The organism is Hoeflea marina, from assembly GCF_003182275.1.
Classification (GTDB): domain Bacteria; phylum Pseudomonadota; class Alphaproteobacteria; order Rhizobiales; family Rhizobiaceae; genus Hoeflea; species Hoeflea marina.
In genome coordinates this window covers 779,726-802,264 of record NZ_QGTR01000002.1, presented here as the reverse complement: position 1 = coordinate 802,264, position 22,539 = coordinate 779,726, and the positions used below count along the sequence as shown (strand labels likewise).

Sequence of the window (22,539 nt, the reverse complement as noted above, 5' to 3'; positions counted from 1 at the left end):
CGGTGTCGCTTCACAGTCTATTGCGGCAGCGTGGAGACGTCTTCATCCCACTTTTGCAACAGCCGCTTGCGCTCGTCGGAGGAGCCGTATTTCTTGAAATCGTAATCGATCAGCTTGATCGACGAGAGATCCGGCGCCATTTCCGACTGGGTGGCGTTCTTGTTGGACGGGACCTGGAAGGACTTCACATCCTTGGCGCGCGACTGCACCTCTGCCGTCAGCGCCCAGTCATAGAACTTCTTGGCCGCGTCCATATGGCGGGCGCCCGAGATCAGCGACATCGAGCCGATTTCGTAGCCCGTGCCCTCGCAGGGGGCGACGGTAACGATCGGGAAGCCGCTGGCCGTCTGGGCGACGGCGTCATGCATGAAGACGATGCCGATGGTGTTCTCGCCCAGCCCAGCCGCCTTGATCGGCGCCGAGCCGGACTTGGTGTACTGATTGATGTTCTTGTGCAGCGCCTTCATGTAGTCGAAGCCGCCCTCCTCGCCGAAAAGCTGCACCATGGTGGCGAGCGTGGTGTAGGCCGTGCCCGAGGAGTTCGGGTTGGCGATCTGGATGTGGCCCTTGTATTCGGGCTTGGTCAGGTCCTTCCAGCAGGCCGGCACCGGGAGGTTGTTCTTTTCCAGCAGGTTCTTGTTGTAGCCGAAGCCGAGCGCGCCGGAATAGATGCCGATGGTGCGGTCGCCCGCCGATTCCGCCTGGCGAACCGCCCAGTCATTGAGCTCGCTGCGCATGGGCGAGACATAGGCCTCGGTCAGGCCTTCCTCGGCCGCCTGCAGGTGCGGGTCGCCGGTGCCGCCCCACCAGATATCGCCCTTCGGATTGGCGCTCTCGGCCTTGACCTGGGCGAAGGTCTCGCCGGAGCTCTTGCGGGTCATGTCGACGGTGATGCCGGTTTCCTCCTCGAAGCCGCGCGCCATCAGCTGGCACCAGGCCTCGTCGGCGCTGCAATAGAGCGTCACGCTCTCGGCGCGGGCGGCACCCGAACCGGCAAGCAACAGGGCCGCCATCGCCGCAGAGGCGTAAAGTGTTCTTTTCATGATGTTTCCTCCCAAAAACAGTCCTGATCTCCCAGGCATTCGCAAGACTGCTGCGTTTTTGAAAGGAATGCAATCGCGACTGTCACAAATCCGTCATAAAAATGTCATGTGCGAAGTTGCATGGAATAAAAAAGCCAAATGCGATTGCAAGGCCAGGTGCCATCGCGCAGGAATTGCGGAGCGGGCCCGGACGGCGCTGCGGACGCCGTCCGGATTGATCGGGGGGGTGGCGTCAGGCGGCGAGTGCGGCGCGGGTCCTGCCGATCATGAGGGCCGCACGGGCGGCCTCGCGGCCCTTCTCGACGAAATGCGCCTTGTAGATCGCCCTGTGGTGATCTGTCTCCTGGTAATGGTGCGGGGTCAGCGACACCGAGAGCACCGGAATGCCCGAATCCATGCCGGCGCGCATCAGCCCGTCGACCACCGCCTGGGCCACGAAATCGTGGCGGTAAATTCCACCATCAACGACGAAAGCTGCCGCGGCAACAGCGCCATAACGGCCCGATTGCGCGAGGTCACGGGCAAGCAGCGGCATCTCGAAGGCGCCCGGCACGTCGAAGACATCGACCTGGGAGGCGGGAATGAGTTCGCAAAAGCCGGCGAGCGCCTGATCGACGATCTCGGCGTGCCAGTTGGCCTTGATGAATGCATAGCGGGTGTGTGTCATTTGGATCTCCTTTCAGCAACAGACACGTCACCCAAGGCGATCACGAGCCGGCGCGTCCGCCATCGCTGGCGTCCGTTTCGGCGCGTTCTCTCTCATCCGGACTGTGACCGTCGGCCCAGGCATCGCACCTGGTCTGCTGACCCCTGCCCGAAGGAAGGGCGCTCGCGGGCTCGCCGCTTGCGCAGCATACCGCCGGTGGGGAGTTGCACCCCGCCCTGAGAACGGGGCGACACTGGCGCAAAGCCATTCTCCTGGCAAGTCTCCGCTGGCGCGAAAGACGGGAAAACCGCCGACGCAGCGTCAAGCAACCGGCGCCCCGGAGCCCGGCCGCTCACCATGGCGCGGGCCGGGGCCGCCCAGCCGAGAGGCAAGATGCGAATTCGCCTCAACATTGTGCAGAACATCGAGGAGCGCTGTTGCCAAGGGCGATCTTGCGTTTTATCTTTTGGTCAAAAAACAAGCCGGGTACAGCCACACTCTCTCCGCAACAGGGACGATCAGCCATGTCAGATTTCATCACTACCCTTTTCCAGCGCCGCCAGATCCTCAAGGGCGCGGCGGCCGGCGCGGCGCTGCTCGCGCTTCCCGGCTTTCTCACCTCCGTGCGCGCCCAGGGCGCAAAGCTGAAGGTTGCCGCCATCTACACCGTGCCGGTGGAGCAGCAGTGGGTCAGTCGCATCCACAAGGCCGCAAACGCCGCCGTCGAACGCGGCGACATCGAATACGTCTATTCGGAAAACACCTCCAACACCGACTATGAGCGGGTGATGCGGGAATATTCCGAGGCCGGCCACGACCTCATCATCGGCGAGGTCTTCGGTGTCGAGGACGCCGCGCGACAGGTGGCGGCCGACTATCCCGAAACCGCCTATCTGATGGGCTCGAGCTTTGCGCCCAAGGACGAGCTGCCGAACTTCGCCGTCTTCGACAATTACATCCAGGACGCGTCCTATCTGTCGGGCATCATCGCCGGCGCCATGACCAAGAGCAACAATATCGGCATGGTCGGCGGCTTCCCGATCCCGGAGGTCAACCGGCTGATGCATGCCTTCATGGCCGGCGCCAGGGAGAGCAATCCCGAGATCAAGTTCCAGGTCGCCTTCATCGGCTCCTGGTTCGACCCGCCCAAGGCCAAGGAAACCGCCTTCGCCCAGATCGATGCCGGCGCCGACGTGCTCTATGCCGAACGCTTCGGCGTCTCGGATGCGGCCAAGGAAAAGGGTATCCTCGCCATCGGCAACGTCATCGACACCCAGGCCGACTATCCGGACACCGTCGTGGCCTCGGCGCTGTGGCATTTCGAGCCGACGCTCGAACACGCCATCGAAATGGTCAAGGCCAAGACCTTCAAGGCGGCCGACTACGGCAAGTTCTCCTTCATGAAGGAGGGCGGCGCGTCGCTGGCGCCTTTGGGCACGTTCGAGGGCAAGGTCCCCGAGGAGGCCATGAAGCTGGTCGCCGAGAAGGAAGCCGCGATCAAGGACGGCAGCTTCGAGGTCGAGATCAACGACGAAGAGCCCAAGTCCAGCTGATGGACGCAGGCAGCCACCGGCAGGCGGGGACCGTTCTCCGCCTCGCCGGCATCACCAAGCGCTTCGGGACGCTGACCGCCAACGACGCGATCTCGCTGTCGCTGGCGAAGAGCGAAGTCGTGGCGCTGCTGGGCGAGAACGGCGCCGGCAAGACCACGCTGATGAACATCCTGTTCGGCCACTACACCGCCGACGAGGGCACGATCGAGGTCTTCGGAAAGCCGCTTGCCGCGGGCGATCCGCATGCCGCGCTCACCGCCGGCATCGGCATGGTGCACCAGCATTTCACGCTCGCCGACCAGATGAGCGTGGTCGAGAACATCGTGCTCGGCACCGTGCCGCTGTGGCGGCCCGGCTACGACCGGAACGCGGCGCGCGCCCGCATCACCGCACTTGCCGCCGACTACGGCCTCACGGTCGATCCCGACCGACTGGTCTCGGACCTCTCGGTGGGCGAACGGCAACGGGTGGAAATCCTCAAGGCGCTCTATCGCGACGCCCGGATCCTGATCCTCGACGAACCCACCGCCGTGCTGACCCCGATGGAGACCGCAGCGCTGTTTGCCACGCTCAAGAAGCTGGTCGGCGCCGGACTCTCCGTGATCTTCATCTCCCACAAGCTCAACGAGGTGATGGCGGTGAGCGACCGGGTGGTCGTGCTGCGCGGCGGCCGCGTCGCCGGCGAGCGGCCGATCGGGGAGACCAGCGCGCATGAGCTGGCGGAACTGATGGTCGGCGGCGAACTGCCGACGCTGGGCGTCGCGCCCAGCCGGCCCGGCGCGGTGCTGTTCGAACTCAGCTCCGTGTCCACACCGGCCATGGGCGGACAGGGCCTCGACGGCGTCTCGCTGCAGCTTCGCGGCGGCGAGATCACCGGGCTGGCGGGCATCTCCGGCAACGGACAGGCGGCGCTTGCCGCGCTGATCGCGGGCACCCTGCAGATGACCGGCGGCGGCATACAGGTGGGCGGCCGGCGGGTCTCGGGCTGGTCGCCGCGCACGGCGCTCGAAAACCGCATCGGCCGCATTCCCGAAGACCGGCATGCAACCGGCATGATCGGCGACATGAGTGTCGCCGAAAACGTGATTTCAGAGGCCTATCGCAGCCGGCGCTTCTCCCGCTTCGGCCTGCTCGACTGGGCGGCGGCGACGCGCTTTGCCGCCTCCATCATCAAGGCCTACGACGTCAAATGCCCCTCGCCCGCCGCCCGCGTGCGGCTCTTGTCGGGCGGCAACATGCAGAAGCTCATTCTCGGCCGGGCGCTCGACGGTGACCCGGACGTCATTCTCGCCAGCCAGCCGACGCGCGGGCTCGATGTCGGCGCGGTGGCCTATGTGCATGCGCGGCTCGTCGAGGCCCGCGACCGGGGGGCTGCGATCCTGCTCATCTCCGAGGACCTTGACGAGATCCAGGTGCTGTCCGACCGCGTCGTTGTGATGTCGCGCGGACGGCTGTCGACGGCGTCGGCGCGAGGCGAGCGCAGCGTCATGCAGCTCGGCCAGCTGATGGCGGGCCACGGGCTTGCCGCGGGAGACGCAGATGCGGCTTGAACCGAGAGCCGCCACGTCGCTCGGCGTCAATCTGGCCTGGGGTGCGGCAGCCATCGCCGCCACGCTGGTCTTCACCTCGCTCCTGGTGCTCATCGCCGGCGCCTCGCCCTTCACCGTGTTCTATCTGGTGGCCAGGGGAGCGGCGGGGAGCCAGTTCGCGCTGCTCGAAACGCTGACGCGGGCGACGCCGCTGATCTTCACCGGCCTTGCGGTTGCCGTGGCCTTCCGGGCGCGGCTGTGGAACATCGGTGCCGAGGCGCAGCTTTATATCGGCGCGGTGATGACGGTGGTGCTTGGCACCGGGGCCATCCAGATGCCGTCGGCGGGGCTGATCCCGCTGATCATGATGGCGGCGATGCTTGCGGGCGCGCTGCTGCTCCTCGGCCCTGCCGTGCTCAAGACCCGCTTAGGCGTCGACGAGGTGGTCACCACGCTCCTCCTCAACTTCATCATCATCCTGTTCGTCTCGATGCTGCTCGAAGGCCCGCTGAAGGACCCCACCGGCATGGGCTGGCCGCAGTCGAAGCGGGTCATCGCCGAGGCGCAGCTGCCGCGGCTGATCAAGGGAAAACGGCTGCACTACGGCTTCGTGCTGGCTCTGGTCTCGGCCGGGATCGTCTGGGTGATCATCAAGAAGACCGTGCTCGGCTACGAGATGCGCGCCGTCGGCCACAATGCGGAAGCCGCGCGCTTCGCCGGCATCCCGGTCAACATGGTGCTCGTCAAGACCGCGCTGATCTCGGGCGGGCTGGCGGCGCTCGCCGGCTTCTCCGAGGTAGCGGGGCTGAAGGGCAACCTGACGCTCGATCTGTCTCCGGGCTATGGCTACACCGGCATCGTCGTGGCGATGCTCGCCATGCTCAACCCGCTCGGCGTCGTGGTCGCGGCGATCTTCGTCGCCGGCATCTTCGTCGGCGCCGACGCCATGAGCCGCAGCGCCAATGTGCCGAGCTACATCGCCCAGGTGATGGTCGCCACCGCGCTTCTGACCATGGTCACCGCGATGATGCTGATGCGCTACCGGATCAGGTGGAGGCGATGATGATCGGGAAGCATGGACTTTCGGGAACTCACCCCCCTCTGTCACCTGCGGTGACATCTCCCCCGCAAGGGGGGAGATGTCGGCGAAGCCGACAGAGGGGGGTAATGCCGCCGGCACCACAGTGGTCAATTTTGAAAATTCCCGGCGCAGAAATCCCCTCCCCTCCTGAAGCACACCCCCTCCGGCCCGGACGAGCCGAGCCACCTCCCCCTCGAAGGGGGAGGAAAACCCGCCTTGGGCACCGTGTTCCTGTCAGCTCGATCCATGCTGCTGCCATCTCCCGGAGTGGTGGCCGAGAAGGTCGCCGCTGGCACGATGGTTTTCCCTCCCCTGCCAGGGGAGGGTCCGGCGCAGCCGGGGGTGGGGTTGCTCTGCGTTGCGCAGCCAATGCGGGCACCCACTCTCCCCCCCTGTGGGGGAGATGTCGGCGAAGCCGACAGAGGGGGGTAATGCCGCCGGCACCACAGCGGTCAATGGCGGAAATGCCTGTCGCCGACACCGGAGGCATCCGCTGATGGAGGCCTTCGACATCCTGCTGACCGCCAGCTTCTGGGTCGCCGCGATCCGGATCGCCTCGCCGCTCATTTTCGCCACCATGGGCGAGCTCATCTGCGAGCGCGCCGGCGTGCTCAATCTCGGCATCGAGGGCATCATGACGGCGGGCGCGTTCGCCGGCTGGTTCACGGTCTATTCCGGCGGCGACCTGTGGACGGGAGTCATGGTGGCGGCCCTCGTCGGGGCCATGCTGGGGCTGCTGCACGGCTTTCTCACCGTGCCGCTCGGCCTGTCTCAGCATGTGACCGGCATCGGCATCACGCTGCTCGCCTCGAGCCTCACCTATTTCACCTACCGGATTCTGCTGCCGGAAGTCACCTCGCCGCCGAAGATCGAGCCGTTCCAGCCGTTTGCGGTGCCCGGCCTGTCGGAGATCCCGATCCTCGGCCCGGCGCTGTTCAACCAGACGCCGCTCACCTATCTCGCCTATGTCACCGTCGCGCTGGTGGCCTGGGTGCTCTACCGCACGCCGGTGGGCATCGCGGTGCGGGCGGTGGGCGAAAACCCGTCCGCCGTCGAGGCGCAGGGGATCTCGGTGTCCGCCATCCGCGTCGGCGCGGTGATGGCGGGCTCGGCGCTGATGGCGATCGGCGGTGCGTTCTTGACCATGTCGGCGTTCAACTCGTTCTTCTTCGAGATGATCAACGGACGCGGCTGGATCGCCATAGCACTCGTGGTGTTCGGCTCCTGGCGGCCGGGCAAGGCGGTGCTCGGCGCCATCCTGTTCGCCGCCTTCGACGCCTATCAGGTGCGGCTGCAGCAACTGACCGGCGGCGCCATTCCCTACCAGGTTTTCCTGATGATGCCCTATGTGCTGTCGATCGCGGCGCTGGTCATCGTCGCCCGGCGCGCGACCTATCCGAAGGCGCTGATGATCCCCTACCAGAAAGGCGAGCGATGAGCTTCGACATCCTTCTCAAGGGCGGTGTGCTGCCCGATGGCCGCACCGCCGACATCGCGATCTCCGGCGGCCGCATTGCCGCGATTGCCCCGCACATCGATGGCGAAGCCGGCGAGACGATCGACATTTCCGGGCAGCTCGTCTCGCCGCCCTTCGTCGATCCGCATTTCCACATGGATGCGACGCTGAGCTACGGCCAGCCGCGGATCAATGCGTCGGGCACGCTGCTCGAGGGCATCGGCCTGTGGGGCGAGCTCAAGCAGATCATCACCGAGGAGGCGGTGATCGAGCGGGCGCTTTCCTACTGCGACTGGGCGGTGTCGATGGGCTTGCTGGCCATCCGCAGCCATGTCGACACGTCGGACGAGAAGGCGATGATCGGCGTGCGCGGGCTGCTGGAAGTGCGCAGGCTGGTGGCGCCCCATATCGACCTGCAGCTGGTGGCGTTTCCTCAGGACGGGCTCTACCGGTCGCCCCAGGCGCGCGACTGCACGCTGCGGGCGCTCGACATGGGCGTCGACGTGGTCGGCGGCATTCCGCATTTCGAGCGCACCATGGCAGACGGCCGCGCCTCGGTGACCGAGCTCTGCGAGATCGCCGCGGACCGCGGGCTGATGGTGGACATGCATTGCGACGAGACCGACGACCCGATGTCGCGGCACATCGAGCAGCTGGCCTACGAGACGCAGCGGCTCGGCCTGCAGGGCCGGGTCGCGGGCTCGCACCTGACCTCGATGCATTCGATGGACAATTACTATGTCTCCAAGCTGCTGCCGCTGATCGCCGAGGCGGGGGTTTCGGCCATTCCCAATCCGCTGATCAACATCACCATCCAGGGCCGGCACGACACCTATCCGAAGCGCCGCGGCATGACCCGGGTGCCGGAGATGCTCTCGCACGGAATCCGCGTCGGCTTCGGCCAAGATTGCGTGCTCGACCCCTGGTATCCGCTCGGCACCGCCGACATGCTCGATGTCGCCTTCATGGGCCTGCATGTGGCGCAGATGACCAGCCCTGCCGAAATGCGGCGCTGCTTCGACATGGTGACCACCGAGAGTGCCGCAATCATGGGCCTTGCCGATTACGGGCTGGAGGCCGGCAAGAAAGCGAGCCTTGTGGTGCTCGATGCGGGCAGCCCGGTGGAGGCGCTGCGGCTGCGCGCCACGCGGCTTCTGGTGGTGGCCGGCGGCAGGATCGTCGCCCGGCGGGAGAAGTCGCCGATGCGGCTTGACCTGCCCGGCCGACCGGACTCGGTCGATCGACGCTTCGTGCCCTGAGTCCGGCTGAGAGCTTCGAAGCGCGTTAGGAAGCCACGCCAATGGCCGAGAACACCAGCATCGCGATCGCGCCCTGCAGGGAACGATGAACGACCGGCGGCGTTGGGAAGCAGGAAAAGGAGTTCGACATGAAAAGCGAAGAGTACACACTGGAACAGAAGGACGGCGGCTGGGCCTACGTGGTCGACGGCCGCCATTCGCCGGTCTACGCCACCCGCGAACTCGCCATCGAAGCCGCAAAGGGCGACCAGCCGTCGAAATCCTTCGACCAGGAGGCCGACGACGAGCTTGAGGAAGGGCTGGAAGACAGCTTCCCCGCCAGCGATCCGGTCTCCGCCACCCGCAGCGGCCACACCGGTGGCCCGGACCGGAGCAAATAGACCGGCGACGTGAGCGCCCGGCCGGCGGCATCGCGCCACCGGCCGGAGCCTGCTCAAGGCCGGAAGGGTTTCTCCGGGCACCCGCACGCGGACTTCAGGCCAACCGGCCCGCGCGCCTGGCGATGGCCAGCCTGTAGAGGGCGAGCGTCCTGTCGAGCCCGACCTCAAGATCGGCATGGGTGCGTAGCCAGGCCGACGCAAGCGCGGCCTGTTCCGGATCATACTCGGCGATCGCCGCTGCGAGGGATCTCGCAGTCACCGGCGAGCCGAACAGCCGATAGGAAAAATTCCCCTGATAGTAGCGCTTCACCCTGCCTGAACCCAGGAAGTCGGCCACTCCATGATAGTCGGTGACGATCACGCCTGCGCCCGAACAGGCAGCCTCGAGGGCGCAGCGCCCGGATGCAAAGACCAGATCGTAACTGCGGGTGTGCTCGGGCAGATTGGAGACGCGGCGGAAAAAGCGCGGCCCCACCAGATCCAGCGTTGCGCCATGCCTCATCGCCAGCCACTTCAATTTCAGCATCAACCCGTATCCACGCTTCTGCTGGCCAACGAGAAGCCATCTGCCCGGCACCGGCGGAAGCGGCGTGGCGCGGGCGCGAAAGCCGGTCAGGTCCACGGTGTTGTTGAGCAGGCCATCGGTGTCGACACCCCCGAACCAGGCCATCTTCTCGTTGATGCGCGGGGAAACACCGCAGAGCACGCTGATGTTGGTGCCGGCGATGGAGAATGTTGCCGGTACCGTCCGGTGCCACTGCAGACAGGCTGCGGCCGCGGGAAACGCGGACGACACCTCGACCGCCATACCGAGATCGTTGAAGTGAATCACATCGGGAAACATCCCGATGCCGGCAATGGTGTCGGTGACCGGGACGCCGGCGGCCCGCACCTCTTCTGCCAAGGGCCCTGTCTCCTCGGCCAGAACGACGACCTCGTGCCTGCGATGGCTCAGTCCCTGCGCGAGATCGCGGGTGGCGATCTCCGTGCCTGTCCGCTTCGACATTCGTTCATTGACGATGAGAATACGCATGACCTGCGGTAGCACGACATGCGTGCACTGCAAGCAGGCAATCGCCCTATCCCCGAGCGTCCACAATATGAGCTTCCGCTGTCCCGCGTCGAAAACGCCGGCAGAGTTCGCCGTCGGGATCCGTCGTCGACGACGTGCCTCAGGCGCCGACCGCGAGAGCGAGCGGGGATGCGGGCATTCCGCCAGCCAACGGCAGGCAGTCGGCATAATCCACCCCGTGACGGCCGGCGAGTTCCCGCCACCATGGGTCGCGCTCGAAGATTTCCAGCGCCGTGGCCGCATGGGAGACCGCGAGTTCCTGCTCGCCGCTGGCGGCGTAGCAGCGGGCAAGATAGTAATGTCCGAGCGCATGGTCGGGATACTTGTCGCAGACATTCTTCATGTAGGGGATGGCCACGTCGTAGCGGCCGGTGCGCATGTTGTAGTTCTCGATGAAATTGACGCGCAACTGGGTCTCATAGGCATAGGCCTCGAGCTTCTTCGGGTCCTGGCCAGGAATCTTCAACACCGTCTTGGTGGCGACGAAATCGTCGTTGTCGGCCGATTCGAGATAGCCGTTCTCGACGCAGATGTCGTAGAGGCGACTGCCATAGATGGGAATCGCCAGATAGACATGGGTCCAGTCGAAGCCGTTGTCGAGCAGCATCTCCAGCGTTTCCTGGCGATGCTCGTCCTCCTCGCCGGGAAGGCCCGCGACGATGAAGACATGGCTGCGGACGCCGAACTTGCGCAGCGCCTCGACCGCCGGCTTGATCAGCTTCTTCTTCAAGGGCTTCTTGATGATATTGTTGAGCACATGGTCGGAGCCCGATTCCACCGCCAGCGCCACGGCCGACACACCGGCCTTCGCAAACAGCTCGGCCACTTCCTCATCGATGGCGTAGACGGCGACTCCGTTGGGGAATTCGAGCCGCACGCCGAGATCGGCAAGGGCGGCCAGCAGCCGCTTGGCACGTTCCTTGTCCTGGAAGAAATGATCGTCCTCGACCATCAGCACCGTCATGCCGAACTCATCGCGCATGCGGCGCACGTCCTCGACCACGCGGTCGATCGACATGAAGCGCACGGTGCGGCCGTGCAGCGACGGGTTGGAGCAGAAGACGCAGAGGAACGGACAGCCGCGCGAGGTGTGGATGGCCATCTCGCGGCGCGGCTCGGTGGCGTAGCGCTTGTCGATGGAGCGGTTGTTGTAGTGACTGAGATCGACGATCCCGTAATTGAGCTGCGGGATGTCGTCCAGATTGTCGATGAAATCATGCGCGGGCACCTTGCCGCGCGCCACGCCCTCGCGCGTCACCCAGGACTTGTGGTCGGCAAGCACGAGGTCGCGATCCTCGGCATCGAGCAGGACCTGCAGCGGTCGCTCACCCTCCCCCTTGCAGATGGCGTCAAGACCGGGGCAGCGCTCCAGCATCATCGCGTGGGCGGCGGACGGCAGACCACCGCCGGCAATGGTCAGGATCGAGTCGTCATGCGCCTTCACGGTGGCGACCAGCGACTGGATGTAGCGGAAGGAGGAATTGAACAAGGCAGAAACGCCGACGATATCCGGCTTGAAATCTTCGAGGATGGAAGCGAGTTCGGCGGCAAAGATCGCCTCGTGGTGCTCGGCTCGCCCCTCCTCGACCAGTGCCTTCAGCGTCACGTTGAGATCGACCAGCCGCATCTCCACCGCGGTCTCGCAATTGGCCTTGAGATAGGTCTCCATCGACAGGATGCCATAGGGAATGGTGAAGGCGGGCAGCACCGCATTGCGAACCTTGTCGATGTAATCGGCGGCATTGAAATAGGGCGGAATGACGAAGAGCAGTCTGGTCATGGGGCAGCCTGTGACGAAGGCCGAGCGGTGCGCCGGCAAGAAATCTCGGTATGAGGCACGCACGGTCACTCGTCTGACGAATTGCGCAATCAGGAGCAAGAACCCCTGCAGGCCGGAGAATCACCGATGCCCGACCATCATTCCGAGTGTGAGCATGAGTCGCCGAGCTTGTCCGAGCCTGTCTCTGCACCTCGCGGCCCGGACCGCTGCGATCGGTCGCCCTATGGCTGTATCTCAGGCAACGGCATGCAGCGACAGCCTGTCCTGCGCATGCAGGGCGCGAATGGCTGCCTCCTCCGCCGGCCAGGGGTGCCGCTTCCATCCCTGGAAGCCGAAACCCAACAGGTGAATCCGGTGCATCGACGGCTGATAGATCTTCAGCGCCCGCATGACTGCAAGATAGCCGCTGCTCGGGTAGAAATCGCGGCCCTCGCCGCCGATGCCGAGGGCCCGGCATGCAGACCGATAGTCCTCCTCAGTGAGAATGACCAGTTGCTTGCCGAAACGGGCGGCGGCGCGCTCGCAGACGGATGTCCAGTCGGCGCGCCGGCCCTTGAGGCGGGAAAGCCACGAAGGCTGCGGCATGCAGGCAGCGATGATGCCGGGATGGTAGGGCAGGACGATCCGCCCGGCGTTGCGGAAGCAGGGATCGGATTCGTAGCTGCCCGCTGCCAGATAGTCGCCCACCTGCTTGGATGAGCACGACAGGAAATGCTCGTCGGTCCGGTCCGACAGGGCGAGATGCTCCCGGGGCACCAGGTTGAAGCGGGTCACGATGTCCGCCGCGCCGACAAAGCGCTTGTCGGCCTCCTCCAAAGGCCCGTTGCCGACGATCGCCACCGTCTTCATCGGGCGTGCCAGCTGCCAAGCAGATTGATCGCGAGCCTGTAGGGTGGACGGGCCAGTTCATGATGGACCTGCTCCGCCAGCGTCTTGTCGAAGCCGATCGTCGAGCCGCCCAGCTCGTTCGAAATATCGCTGACACCCGATGGCCAGGCCGTGGAGATCCCGCGCAAGCAGGCCCAGGTCATCTGAAGCGTGGTGTCGACGGGACGATCGAAGGTTTCCGTTGCATCCAGCAGCAGCCGCGCCGCGGATCTGCCGACAAGCTGGGCCCGCATTCCCAGACCGCAATGCCTGGGCTGGAACACCGAGAACTCCCCGTCGCGTTTGAGGACATGGAGCGGTGTTTCGCGCAGGGAGGTTGGAAAGCGGATGAAGTCGTCTTCCGAGGCAACCGATGTGGCCAGAGCGAGGGCCCGCTCGAACACCGCCGGATCAATCGCGCAGTCGTCCTCAAGCACCATGGCAAAGGAACCGTCCGCCCGGGCTATTTGGCTCCACGCGAGCCTGTGGCTGAGGAAACAGGCAACCTCCGTGCGTCGCATGCGGAAAGGGTAGCGGGGCAGATGACGGGCGTTGCAGTGATGCCTTCCGGCCTCGTCGTCGGTCAGTTGCGAGGCATCGACGGCTTCAATCACCTTCACCCGGCCTGGCAGGGTCCTCGCGAGCCTGTCGACATTGGCTCGGCGCTGCCGCGCCCGCTCTAGATGAATGATGTAGAAATCCATGCGATATGCCTTCTGATGCTTTGAAAAATCAGGACGGCGCCAGTTTCCGGGCGGCCATTCGGCCCGATTGACTGTCCAATGATGAAATCTTCCGGGCTTCATCTCCGGCCGCGAGTTCCGCGACGCGATCAAAAACGCGACTGATCGCTCTTCTGTTCCCTTCAAGGCCATTCTCGATTGCCAGCAGCTCCGCATCGGAAAACCCATGCATGCCCGAGCCATCGATCGCCTGGCGGATATCCTTCAGCGCCATCAGGCGGTCGGACGACAATCCAAGATCCTCGATCAGGGCCTCGACCTTCCAGGAATTCGAACTCAGGGCCAGAAACGGCGTCAAGGTCAGCAAGGAGAAACAGACCGAATGAAAGCGGCCGGTGACATGGAGCTCTCCTTTCGAAAGCTCAGTCAAATAGTCGAACTCATCTTGACAAAACCGGGCCTTCGGGTGGCGCAACCCGAACACAATCCGGTGCATGAAGATGACTGCCTCCCTGATCCTTCGCCTGGCGGGGGACAGCTGCGGCCTGGAACTCTTGATGGTCCTGACAATTGGCAGAAATATGTCCGCGGCCGACTTGTCGGACAGCGTCGCCAGTTCCTCGGTGACATCCGTGAAAACCGAGTCTCCGACAATCAGTGATGTCCGCTCCACACTGCTGCCGGCCACGAAAGGTTCGTAAAGGGAGAAATCCAGCGTCTGGTGAAGCTCACCGGGATAGCGGCCTTTCAGCTCCGCGAAGCTCCTGGAGTCGCGCACCGAAATCAGCGACATCCCGGCGAGAAGATGATCCCACTCCGGCGGGTTGTCCTGGAAAAGCGCATTCAGGACGACGACCGGTATGCTTTTCCGGTTCGGATGACGGACGACCCGGAGCAGTTTCTCGGCATGGCGTGATCCGTGGTGGAGGGTGCCCTCCCCGTTGATGACGATGATGTCGGCAGCACCCAGTGCCCTGAGAAAGGCTGTGTCACGCTCCCAGTCCTGGCGCACCAGGCTCTTTGCCGTCACCTCGATCCCGCGCGCCTGGAGGGCTGCCTCGATGGTGCGCATCACCCGCGCGCATCCAAAATGGTGATTGCCGGAGGTGTCATTGAGAAAGACAGCCCTGAGCGTCACATCGGGCTCCTCGTGCCGGTCGTCAGCATTCGGACATCGCAGTGCTGATGGCCGCTACAACCACGGCCGGTGCAAGCCATGTTCTGGTCAAGCCAGGATGGTGACGCGCTTCTCGTCCAAACCACATACCGTTGCATTCCGATCCGTCTGGGACGTCTGCTCTTGTCTTCGCAAGGCAGACGGCGGGATTTCACCGATGCTCCTAATCCCCGCAATGAACGCCAGGATCAACTCGTCCGATCTGGGGATTGCCGGACACGCAATCACCACAGTTCGGCATGCCGCCCGACCACCGATCACAGCGGGGAAGGTCGAGGAACGGCCAAACGGGTCTGGAGGCCGTGCCGCGGCGCCTTGCGGCACGGTGCGTGAAATCAGATCCACCCACCGGGCTTTCTTCTTTCCAGCATGCATCCGTGATCCCGAGACGCTGCGCGGTTTGGGCATGCATTGCTGCTGTGGCGGGGAGGAAGACATCGCGCGGGATGGAGGGGCGATGCGACGGAGCGGCGCCGCGGCCGGCCTGATGGCCCCGCTCCCGGTTCCAAAGAAAAAGCCCGCCGCGGGAGGAGGTGCGGCAGGCTTTTTCCGGAAGAACCGAACAGCGGCTGGGAGGAGGAGTGCCGCCATTCCTACAGACAACCTCGGGAGGAGGATAAGGCCGTCTGATCATCGAAGCTTTGCGGGAGGAGGTGCATCACTTCGATAAGGACAACATACTGCATCTGCGAAATTGGAACAGAGTTCATGTTGCAGTGCAGCTATTCCAAAAACGCATAGCTAGCCCAATTTGCGGGCAATGGCCGCCGCATTCGCGGGCAATGCGCCCGCTTCCGATGCAGAAAGCCATGCTGCGCCGGAAATAGTCCGCAACGGCGCCGGCCCAGGCCCCGGAGGGGCGACGGCGATCAGGTCGCCGTCGACCGGAAGGAAGCCACCGACCCGCCTGTCAGTTGACGCATTCGAAGGATGCTGCGTCATCGACGTCGCCGGTCCCCGCATAGCGCGGCCAACCGGGATAGTCGCACAGCGGCCGCGTGCGGCCGGGCACACCGACGGTGTCGGTGACCACCTGATCTTCGGGGGCCTCCTTCTCCTCGACCCATTTCTCCAGCGCCGTCAGCGAATCCCATGCGGCGTTGAAGTCGGAACTGACCGCGTGGCCATAGCCAGGCACCTCGTAGTATCGGGCGAAGTCGTCGACGGTCTCCGGCATCATGCGGCTCTGCAGCCTGAGATAATATTGCTGCGTGGCCCTTGTGCTGACGAGCACGTCCGACAGGCCGTGGGCGAGCAGGAGCTTGCCGCCGTTGGCGGCGAAGCGGTCGAGATCGACTGCCGTGTCGAGGAGGGTGCTCAGTTCGCTGATCCGCATCGCCCAGGCGCCGGGGCTTTCCGGATCGAGCGACAGCGAATCGAAGTCGGCATCGGCGGTCACCGAATACTTGATCCACTGGTCGAGCAGCAGGCTGATATAGGGCGTGGTGCGGGCCATCGGCAGAACCGGCGGGGTCGTGCCGAGGGCGAGGAAGGTGACGATCGGCTGCACTGCCGCCTCGCGCGACGTGATGCCGAGATCGGATCCCCAGACATTGTAGCCAGGATACTGGGTCTCGCCGCTGGCGAGCGGGAAATCGAACCGGGTCTGCGTGTTCATGACTTCCAGCGCCGTCACCTGCGCCTCGGACAGACAGACCGCCTCGGGCGCTTCATCGCCGGCGCAGAGCACCGGCCTGCCCTCGAACCGGGCCGTCCGGGGATCGAAGGTCGCATTGCACCTGGTCTGGTTGCTGATGAGCCCGTCGGCCACGCCGTCCAGCGCGTCGCAGGCAGCCATGGCGGCATCGAAGATCAGCTTACGCTGCGGCGTATCGGGATAGGCGCCGGGCTGGGCCAGCGCCCGGTTGGCCCGGTGCCCGCCGAGCAGGGCTGCAACATCGTTCCACGCCGGGTACCAGGCGATGGCGCCGTCCCAGTCGTCGGGCCAGCGGGTGATGGCCGCCAGCGCCTCGCGCCCGCCGGTCGATCCGCCGGCGAAATAGGCCTGGTCGATCGTGTCGGCACGGTAGTGCTGCTCGATGAGATAGACTGCGGCATCGCGCGTCTTCTTGAGCGCGTCGCCGCCGAAATTGCGCGCCGCTTCCTGGTTGAGAGCAAAGGAGCCATCCTGCGAGCCGAGTTCGTTGGCCTGGTGCCCGGAGTCGCTGCCGAACACTGCATAGCCGCGGGCCAGCGGCAGCGGCTTGTCGGCCGGGCCAGCGGGCACGTTACCGGTCAGCTTGGGGACCGACCCGTCGAAGCCGCCGCCGCCCAGCATCAGGGCCTTGCGGTTCCAGTCCGCCGGCAGCGCGAGGCCGAACCGGATGTCGGGTGCATCCGGATCGACCGGGTGGATCAGCCCTGAGACCAGGCAGTGCCGGGGAACCGCCGCAGCGCCCTCGCCGCTGGCCTCGACAGTCTCGGCGCTGGCAACCTCGCCGCCGGATGTCGGCAGTCCGATGAGTTGCCGGGGAATGGAAAGCCCCTGAAGCCCGGTGCAGTCGCCAGCGGCTCCGGGTCCGGACGGCTGCGCCGTCTCGGCGGCATGCGCAATGCCCGCGCCAAGCGTCAGAAGCGCGGCCGCGGCGGCCACTCGTTGAATGAATGTCGACATGTTCTCTCTCCCTTAGGATTGGCAAATACCCCGACCCGGCCCATCAGGCCACGCCAGGTTGCTGTCACTGCATGACAAACGACTGATGGAGCCGGGATCGACGTGCCCGCGGAAGCGGCGTCCGGGCAACGACCACGGTCGCGTGGCGCACCGGCGCATTCGCAAGCGGCATCGGTGGGTCCGAGGCCATCGCCCGGAGATTTCGCTTGCGCGAAAAGACACGGACGTGCGACGTCCGGCGGCCATAGGCCGGCCGCGGTTCCGAATGTTTGCCATGATGTCCTCCAGCCGCACGAACCTCCTCATGCGGCAGGGATCAGGCTAGCCGGTGCTCAACCTGCCGTATATGTGGAATACATCCTTGTTTTTCCCGCCAGGGCGGATTCTTCCTCTAATCCGGCCCATGAAAAACGTCCGGCGGGCAAGCCCGTGGGCTGTGACGCCCATTCCGAGCAGGCGAATTCATAAGCTGACCTGCCGCCGCGAATTTTCTCCAGAATTGATTTGAGTTCGTCCCATCGATTGACGTGGGACCCCTTTTTTTTGGACCAACCGGCTGGGGAATTTCCCGGCGGTGACTCTCACGGCGGACCGGATGCACCGGAGGCATTCACCGGATGTTTGGCGTTGAATTCATTGGCCACAGACATGCCAGTCTATCTGGTAGCCGTACTCCCCCGGCCGACCGTAGCACCATCCGATTGCTTCAAGTTTGGCTCCGATCGCTTCCCTCCTCTCACATGCTTTCATCGTATCTTCAGAATCTCCCGGGCCCCCGCGGCATTGTCCGTTCTGCTCTTGCCACTGAGAGAAGATTCGGATCGGCGCATGCACTTTCTTGTCCGTTTGGATGACCTTTCCATTTTCGGATTCGATTTTGCCGGTCACCGGATTCCAAGTGAGCGCAAATTCCGCGGCCCCCGAGGAATATCGGGCTCGCTTGGAGCTATGTGCGTACCATTCGACGGTCGCACTGACTGTGCACATCGAAGCGCAGTTCGCCCGCTCAGTACCATGCTTCACACTGTAGGCCCGTTCCGGCCACCTCTCCGCAAACGTGACTTTTTCCTGAATCACCTTGTCCATGCTGATCGCCTTCCCATAGAATACGACGGTGTCTGCATAGGCGTTTTCCATGAAATCGATTGCCCTCCGGTTCGGCCAAGACCAAGCTTCGTGGTATCGAGCCACAAACTGGAGCGCACGATCCTGGACCGAAACTGCTGACAGAGCATCGGCCTTTATTGGCGGCTCGATCACGACGGGAACGGACTTGTCGGCCCTCACCTCCACCGTCTCCTCACTTGGTGAACTGGACGTGACCCGGAACACCGCCATTTCGCTGGCGGTTAAATACCGCATGTCCGAACTATCAACCGATAGGCTTAGCTGCAGCAGCGTCGGGTCAATACCCATTTCGATGAGGTAAAGCATGATGTCAGCCGTGGCGGCTTGAACGGCGGCTACCGCTGAATGACCGTCAATATCTGACGCGGCGGAAAACGAGGAGCGATGAACTCCAATGGAGCCGGGCTCCGCAGTACGCATCGCGCCACCTACGAAAGCAAGTGCGCAGGCTGAGGCACACTCTGCGGAGCGAATCTGAACGGTCTTGAGACCCAGAGATCGTATGGCCCGGCCAAACGCCATGGCAGCGTAAATATTCCCACCATTGCTGTCGAAGGTGACAATCTGCGCGTTGGATGCCGCGACCTCGCGTGCCAGTACAGCTGAGTCATCGTCGAACTCGAATTCACCTTTAATGACGATGATGTTTGCGCCACCATCCACAGAAATCTGGTGTATGCTCACGGCCGCCTCAGTGGAAGAAATCCAAGCAGTAAGCCCGACAAACGTGCCTAAAAAGGCCAAAAACAGGCGCAATGCACTTCTCCGATATCTCTTTAATCCCAAGGACCATATTGAGCGCTGCCACAACCGCAAGCAATTAAAGCAGACTCCAGTGACAGCTAACCGCGAGCCGCACCGAAATGACACCAGAAAGCGCAGGAGCAACCCCGTTCGGAATTTTTTCGCTTGCCGATGATTTTCTGCAGGCCGCCCGCGCATCAGCTAAAGTGTCCCCTTTCGGCGTTGCTGGCCCTACCCGTCTTCTGTGCTACCACGCCGCCGAATTATTCTTGAAGACGCACCTTAGATCGAACGGAATGTCCGTGGTAGATTTGCGGAGAATGCAACACGATTTTACCATTATGATAGATGAAACAAAATTCTTTGGTCTCGTTCTGCCGGGAAGAGCCGTCAAAAGAGCAGCCGTGATTAAGGATCGGAACGACTACGTCAGAGTACGTTACATGGTTGCCGAGGAAGCTAACGAATTGACTATCCAACAAACCTTGGAGTTCGCCAACGACATCCGTGAAGCGGTCAGAACGACACTCAACTTCAATGAACATGGTATGCCAATTGGCCAGCCCTGGGTGGCCGGCGAACCCGCCGACTACCTGGAATCGGCAGGCAGGCCGATAAGATAGACGTCATATCTGCGGCCGACTTTTCGACCGCAAAGCGCTCCACGCCTTGTTCGCCCTCCTGCCCGCCGCGCCGATCACCGACGGTTCGGCCTTGAGCATCTCCAGAAGGCCTGTGAGCTCGGCTTCGACAGGCATCGGGTGGACGCTCGCTTTGGTCATGATCTCCAGGCAGGCGCGCGCTTTCGAAGGCTGACGGAGGGTCAGGACGTCAACGCGCAGCTCGTGCATCGTCTCGCAGAGCGATACGATGTCATCGGAAAATCGCTCCGCCAGCCATCGGCAGTCCGGGCGTTCCGTTGCAAGGGTCTGCGCCCGCTTATCAGCAAGCAGATCGACTTTGTTCCGAATCGCCTCAATCAGCGCCACTCGAAACCTGTCGGTTGCCAGTTCAAGATCACCATGCCACCCGGACGACACAAGCCGGGTCGCCTGATCGCGGGTCCAGCCTGCGCCAAGAAGGGCACCGACCCCACCCGCACCACCGAGCACCAGAGCCCCCGCTGGACCGAAGACCAATAGCCCGAGGAGCTTCCCGGCCAGTCCGCCCGCAGCCGCCAGGCCACCCTTGATGCTGCCGTCCAGCACCACGGCGGCAGGAAGGTCGGACAACGGGATTCTGCCCCGCCACCATCGATGCAAATTTCGGGCCGATGAAACCGCCATGGCGATATAGGGGATATTGAAGTCGCCAAGGGCTTCGCCCGCCTCCAGCGATGTCGTCATGACAAAATCTGCAATTTCGCGATCATAGCCATCAATGTAGAAGACCTTGGCGGCCCAGATCTCACCACTGCCGATGACTTTTTCAGCCAGTTCGCTGTTGGCGTAAACGGGCATGTCGGGATATTCGCCGAAATGTGCCCGGAGCCCGTTGATATCGAGCAGGCACTTGACCTGGAAAGGGTGTCCATCGACGAGAAGGTCGAAACCGGGATTGTTGGCTGTATCGGGAAACGTCACGACATGGCCGGTCTCCACAAGCCGCGCAGCCACGATCTGCTCGGCCACATAACCTCGAAGATTGTTTCCTGCCCCGGCAGCCGCGGTCGAGCCCATCGCGCCAATTCCATCAGCGAACGCACCGAACTGGAAGATGTCTCCGATGTCCGCCGATCTCGAGAAATCCGCGGCATTCAGAACGGCGGGATCGATTGAGACCGCGGTGTAAAGCATGTCGCCGGCCGTGATGGCCGCGACGGCCGCCACTTCCAGCTCATCCTTTGTTCTCCTTGAAAGAATTCCGTCAAGGAGGTGGCTCATGCGATCGCCTTGACTTGGGTCCGCGCGGTACGCTCCAGGAGCGTCGGGAAGGGTGCCACCCGTTTCCTTGCCTGTGGCTCTGATCTTGCGAAGTGTTTCGTCCCGAAAATCGTCAGGGAGCGCCGAGAAGTCGGCATGTGTCGCTGACCTGAAATCGCTCAGGGCAACACGCAACCCGCCTTGATCGGCAGAAAGGCCGCGAAGAGCAAGTTGGACCGCAACGAGGGACGCCAGACGAGCGCCCTGGCCGCCTGTGACATGCCTGTTCGCAAAATAGACGCCGCCGGCAAGCATCGGAATGCTGAACCACGGATTTGCCAGCATGAAGAGTGTCGCCACGACCGCGGGACCGCCTGCCATCGGGATAAAGGCCGAAGCCTGGGCGGCGAGAATGTAGGCGCTGAAGCCCGCGAGATTCACTCCGAGGCCGATACCCAATGCGGTACCGCCCGTGAGCAGCAAAGCGAGTGCGGCGCGGTCGCCAGACTTCAGCGCTGCGCGCATGGCCTCGTCCCTCAACTCGGGAGTCCGTTCTTCAATGTAATGCAGAACCCTTCCGCCAAGGGCTATTCTCTCTTCGTCCGACAGGACATCGGTTTCGGCTGCTTCGGCGACGGCACGCGAAACCAGTTCTGCCTGGTCGACAACCAGGGAAGCGAACTCAACGGCCTGGCCACCGCGGATCGACTTGATGTTGCTCCATAGGTGCTGAATTCGCGTCGGCGGGTTGCCATCGCTGGTTTCGTCAACTGGTTTGGTCCCCGAGATCGCCGCTGCTTTATAAGCAACGGCAGCGCAGTGGGCGTTGGCTGTCCGCTTTGAGAGTGGAAGCACCGGATCGAGTTCAAGCGCCGCCATGATCCGGAACCACAAGCGGATACGCAGGGTCCGATCTGGAACGCCAGAGGACACCATTTTGTCGGCGGCGTTCTTCATGCGGAGGGCGAAAGCCGTCGCTTCGGTATCCGGACGACGGGTCTTAAAGTGCGCGAGGAGATCGGTGGCCTTGTCTGCAGAGATCCCAAGCAGTGTGGTTTCTTCCACGCTTGCCAGCAGGTTACAGAGATCACATCGATCCAGCGAGCCAAGGCCAGCCAGGATAGTCCATGGTGGTACGTACAAATCAGCCCCTTCGCTATCAGTAGGCGCTGCTTGGCTGAATGCCGAAGAGAAGTCGAACTGTTTCGCTCCTGCGATGGAAAGCGCAGCCAGGTCGGCGGAGTTCACAGGCGAAATCTCTGAACTCGATAGAATTTATTTGGAAGGAGTAAGAGCAAGCGGTGCGCCGCGTCACTTTCGCCAGTGATTATCCGGCCGATTTTGACACTCGTGTAGCAACCAGAACATTTCAAATAAAATCAAAGGCCTCGGACATCATTTGAAGATGTTCCGACACGAACTCTCGTCCACGGCAGGCAGGAGCGACGGTGGTTCTCCACTCGTCATCGGCAAAAGCAAACTTCATCAAAAACATCAGGGAAAAGACTGGTCGGAGTGAGAGGATTCGAACCTCCGACCCCGTCGTCCCGAACGACGTGCGCTACCAGGCTGCGCTACACTCCGTGACCAGCGGGGCTGCTATAGACCGGACGCCAGTTGCCAGCAACCCCCACCCAGCGGATTTTACACCCAATCGGCGTTCCC

The 22,539-nt window shown here is 63.3% G+C and carries 17 protein-coding genes, 1 tRNA gene and 1 riboswitch; of the genes, 7 read left to right on the top strand and 11 right to left on the bottom strand.

The genetic code is table 11. The features are described from left to right. Positions 1 to 17: 17 nt before the first annotated feature. Together DFR52_RS10190 and DFR52_RS10185 are read right to left on the bottom strand one after the other, a co-directional pair. A complete protein-coding gene (locus tag DFR52_RS10190; RefSeq protein ID WP_110031809.1) occupies positions 18 to 1,043 on the bottom strand; it encodes an ABC transporter substrate-binding protein in 1,026 nt (341 codons plus the stop codon). A gap of 232 nt (positions 1,044 to 1,275) precedes the next feature. Further along, positions 1,276 to 1,710 carry a 6,7-dimethyl-8-ribityllumazine synthase gene (locus tag DFR52_RS10185; RefSeq protein WP_110031808.1) on the bottom strand — a complete coding sequence of 145 codons (435 nt, stop codon included), beginning with the start codon at positions 1,708 to 1,710 and terminating at the stop codon, positions 1,276 to 1,278. Positions 1,711 to 1,790: 80 nt separating this feature from the next. After that, positions 1,791 to 1,937, bottom strand: a riboswitch (FMN riboswitch). 276 nt (positions 1,938 to 2,213) lie between these two features. On the opposite strand from DFR52_RS10185, the gene DFR52_RS10180 reads away from it, so the two are divergent. The 6 genes from DFR52_RS10180 to DFR52_RS10155 all read left to right on the top strand — a co-directional run bounded on the left by DFR52_RS10180 (position 2,214) and on the right by DFR52_RS10155 (position 8,947). Beyond that, complete coding sequence (locus DFR52_RS10180; protein WP_110031807.1) at positions 2,214 to 3,242, top strand: BMP family protein; 1,029 nt, start codon at positions 2,214 to 2,216, stop codon at positions 3,240 to 3,242. After that, on the top strand, positions 3,242 to 4,792 hold the full coding sequence (locus tag DFR52_RS10175) for an ABC transporter ATP-binding protein (RefSeq protein ID WP_110031806.1): 1,551 nt from the start codon (positions 3,242 to 3,244) through the stop codon (positions 4,790 to 4,792). The genes DFR52_RS10180 and DFR52_RS10175 overlap by 1 nt, the downstream gene beginning before the upstream one ends. Next, complete coding sequence (locus DFR52_RS10170) at positions 4,782 to 5,834, top strand: ABC transporter permease (protein WP_110031805.1); 1,053 nt, start codon at positions 4,782 to 4,784, stop codon at positions 5,832 to 5,834. Before DFR52_RS10175 ends, DFR52_RS10170 begins: the two co-directional genes overlap by 11 nt. Positions 5,835 to 6,348: 514 nt before the next feature. After that, entirely contained in the window at positions 6,349 to 7,290 is a 942-nt protein-coding gene (locus tag DFR52_RS10165) for an ABC transporter permease (RefSeq protein ID WP_110031804.1), read from the top strand. Continuing rightward, positions 7,287 to 8,567, top strand: coding sequence for an amidohydrolase family protein (locus tag DFR52_RS10160; protein WP_110031803.1), 1,281 nt, complete (start codon positions 7,287 to 7,289; stop codon positions 8,565 to 8,567). The genes DFR52_RS10165 and DFR52_RS10160 overlap by 4 nt, the downstream gene beginning before the upstream one ends. A 128-nt stretch (positions 8,568 to 8,695) precedes the next feature. Next, positions 8,696 to 8,947 carry a hypothetical protein gene (locus tag DFR52_RS10155; RefSeq protein WP_110031802.1) on the top strand — a complete coding sequence of 84 codons (252 nt, stop codon included), beginning with the start codon at positions 8,696 to 8,698 and terminating at the stop codon, positions 8,945 to 8,947. Between the two features lie 94 nt (positions 8,948 to 9,041). Here the strand turns inward: DFR52_RS10155 and DFR52_RS10150 are convergent, their stop codons facing one another. The 7 genes from DFR52_RS10150 to DFR52_RS24850 form a co-directional block, all read right to left on the bottom strand. Then, entirely contained in the window at positions 9,042 to 9,953 is a 912-nt protein-coding gene (locus tag DFR52_RS10150; RefSeq protein ID WP_110031801.1) for a glycosyltransferase family protein, read from the bottom strand. A gap of 166 nt (positions 9,954 to 10,119) precedes the next feature. After that, positions 10,120 to 11,799: a B12-binding domain-containing radical SAM protein gene (locus DFR52_RS10145; RefSeq protein WP_110032061.1), complete on the bottom strand. Its 1,680-nt coding sequence runs from the start codon at positions 11,797 to 11,799 to the stop codon at positions 10,120 to 10,122. 234 nt (positions 11,800 to 12,033) lie between these two features. After that, positions 12,034 to 12,648: a hypothetical protein gene (locus DFR52_RS10140; RefSeq protein WP_110031800.1), complete on the bottom strand. Its 615-nt coding sequence runs from the start codon at positions 12,646 to 12,648 to the stop codon at positions 12,034 to 12,036. Beyond that, complete coding sequence (locus DFR52_RS10135) at positions 12,645 to 13,370, bottom strand: glycosyltransferase family 25 protein (RefSeq protein ID WP_158284926.1); 726 nt, start codon at positions 13,368 to 13,370, stop codon at positions 12,645 to 12,647. Before DFR52_RS10135 ends, DFR52_RS10140 begins: the two co-directional genes overlap by 4 nt. A 28-nt stretch (positions 13,371 to 13,398) precedes the next feature. Next, the gene (locus DFR52_RS10130; RefSeq protein WP_110031798.1) at positions 13,399 to 14,487 is read right to left on the bottom strand and encodes a polysaccharide pyruvyl transferase family protein; all 1,089 of its coding nucleotides are present in this window, start codon (positions 14,485 to 14,487) and stop codon (positions 13,399 to 13,401) included. A gap of 949 nt (positions 14,488 to 15,436) precedes the next feature. Then, positions 15,437 to 17,140 carry a tannase/feruloyl esterase family alpha/beta hydrolase gene (locus DFR52_RS10125; protein ID WP_110031797.1) on the bottom strand — a complete coding sequence of 568 codons (1,704 nt, stop codon included), beginning with the start codon at positions 17,138 to 17,140 and terminating at the stop codon, positions 15,437 to 15,439. Positions 17,141 to 17,773: 633 nt separating this feature from the next. Continuing rightward, positions 17,774 to 19,024, bottom strand: coding sequence for a COG3904 family protein (locus DFR52_RS24850; RefSeq protein WP_245415276.1), 1,251 nt, complete (start codon positions 19,022 to 19,024; stop codon positions 17,774 to 17,776). Positions 19,025 to 19,131: 107 nt separating this feature from the next. On the opposite strand from DFR52_RS24850, the gene DFR52_RS24250 reads away from it, so the two are divergent. Beyond that, positions 19,132 to 19,635: a HEPN domain-containing protein gene (locus tag DFR52_RS24250; RefSeq protein ID WP_146215582.1), complete on the top strand. Its 504-nt coding sequence runs from the start codon at positions 19,132 to 19,134 to the stop codon at positions 19,633 to 19,635. Positions 19,636 to 19,638: 3 nt separating this feature from the next. Here DFR52_RS24250 and DFR52_RS10110 read toward each other — a convergent pair whose 3' ends face one another. Continuing rightward, positions 19,639 to 22,122, bottom strand: coding sequence for a hypothetical protein (locus DFR52_RS10110; protein ID WP_245415275.1), 2,484 nt, complete (start codon positions 22,120 to 22,122; stop codon positions 19,639 to 19,641). A gap of 259 nt (positions 22,123 to 22,381) precedes the next feature. After that, positions 22,382 to 22,458 (bottom strand) — tRNA-Pro (locus DFR52_RS10105). Positions 22,459 to 22,539 lie beyond the last annotated feature (81 nt).

Bases quoted from the DNA above. Each gene is read 5' to 3' on its own strand.
- DFR52_RS10190 (WP_110031809.1), bottom strand. From the start codon at position 1,043: ATGAAAAGAACACTTTACGCCTCTGCGGCGATGGCGGCCCTGTTGCTT.
- DFR52_RS10185 (WP_110031808.1), bottom strand. From the start codon at position 1,710: ATGACACACACCCGCTATGCATTCATCAAGGCCAACTGGCACGCCGAG.
- DFR52_RS10180 (WP_110031807.1), top strand. From the start codon at position 2,214: ATGTCAGATTTCATCACTACCCTTTTCCAGCGCCGCCAGATCCTCAAG.
- DFR52_RS10175 (WP_110031806.1), top strand. From the start codon at position 3,242: ATGGACGCAGGCAGCCACCGGCAGGCGGGGACCGTTCTCCGCCTCGCC.
- DFR52_RS10170 (WP_110031805.1), top strand. From the start codon at position 4,782: ATGCGGCTTGAACCGAGAGCCGCCACGTCGCTCGGCGTCAATCTGGCC.
- DFR52_RS10165 (WP_110031804.1), top strand. From the start codon at position 6,349: ATGGAGGCCTTCGACATCCTGCTGACCGCCAGCTTCTGGGTCGCCGCG.
- DFR52_RS10160 (WP_110031803.1), top strand. From the start codon at position 7,287: ATGAGCTTCGACATCCTTCTCAAGGGCGGTGTGCTGCCCGATGGCCGC.
- DFR52_RS10155 (WP_110031802.1), top strand. From the start codon at position 8,696: ATGAAAAGCGAAGAGTACACACTGGAACAGAAGGACGGCGGCTGGGCC.
- DFR52_RS10150 (WP_110031801.1), bottom strand. From the start codon at position 9,953: ATGTCGAAGCGGACAGGCACGGAGATCGCCACCCGCGATCTCGCGCAG.
- DFR52_RS10145 (WP_110032061.1), bottom strand. From the start codon at position 11,799: ATGACCAGACTGCTCTTCGTCATTCCGCCCTATTTCAATGCCGCCGAT.
- DFR52_RS10140 (WP_110031800.1), bottom strand. From the start codon at position 12,648: ATGAAGACGGTGGCGATCGTCGGCAACGGGCCTTTGGAGGAGGCCGAC.
- DFR52_RS10135 (WP_158284926.1), bottom strand. From the start codon at position 13,370: ATGGATTTCTACATCATTCATCTAGAGCGGGCGCGGCAGCGCCGAGCC.
- DFR52_RS10125 (WP_110031797.1), bottom strand. From the start codon at position 17,140: ATGTCGACATTCATTCAACGAGTGGCCGCCGCGGCCGCGCTTCTGACG.
- DFR52_RS24250 (WP_146215582.1), top strand. From the start codon at position 19,132: ATGACACCAGAAAGCGCAGGAGCAACCCCGTTCGGAATTTTTTCGCTT.